The organism is Cupriavidus phytohabitans, from assembly GCF_017815025.1.
Classification (GTDB): domain Bacteria; phylum Pseudomonadota; class Gammaproteobacteria; order Burkholderiales; family Burkholderiaceae; genus Cupriavidus.
On sequence record NZ_JAGIQB010000223.1, the window covers coordinates 1 to 768 of the forward strand.

Annotated in this window: 1 protein-coding gene; it reads left to right on the plus strand. The window is 63.7% G+C overall.

The window, feature by feature from the left end; all coding sequences use genetic code 11:
• The coding region (locus J8I34_RS34245; protein ID WP_209808611.1) for a 3-hydroxybutyryl-CoA dehydrogenase at positions 1-768 on the plus strand (768 nt) is incomplete at both ends.

Consider the following 768-nt stretch of genomic DNA (forward strand, 5'->3'; position numbering starts at 1 on the left):
CTGAACGTGGTGATGGTCGACATCAGCGACGCCGCCGTGCAGAAGGGCGTGGCCACCGTGTCGGGCAGCCTGGACCGGCTGATCAAGAAGGAAAAGCTGACCGAGGCGCAGAAGGCCGACGCGCTGGCGCGCCTTAAGGGCAGCACCTCGTATGACGACCTGAAGGCCACCGACATCGTGATCGAGGCCGCCACCGAGAACTACGACCTGAAGGTCAAGATCCTCAAGCAGATCGACGGCATCGTCGGCGAGAACGTGATCATCGCGTCCAACACCTCGTCGATCTCGATCACCAAGCTGGCCGCGGTGACCTCGCGCGCCGATCGCTTTATCGGCATGCACTTCTTCAACCCGGTGCCGGTGATGGCCCTGGTCGAACTGATCCGCGGTTTGCAGACCAGCGACGCCACCCACGGCGCCGTGGAAGCACTGGCGAAGGCACTGGGCAAGTACCCGATCACGGTCAGGAACAGTCCGGGCTTCGTCGTCAACCGCATCCTGTGCCCGATGATCAATGAAGCCTTCTGCGTGCTGGGCGAAGGCCTGGCGTCGCCGGAAGAGATCGACGAGGGCATGAAGCTGGGCTGCAACCACCCGATCGGGCCGCTGGCGCTGGCCGACATGATCGGCCTGGACACCATGCTGGCGGTGATGGAAGTGCTGTACACCGAATTCGCCGATCCGAAGTACCGTCCGGCCATGCTGATGCGTGAGATGGTGGCCGCAGGCTACCTGGGCCGCAAGACTGGCCGGGGCGTGTACGTCTAC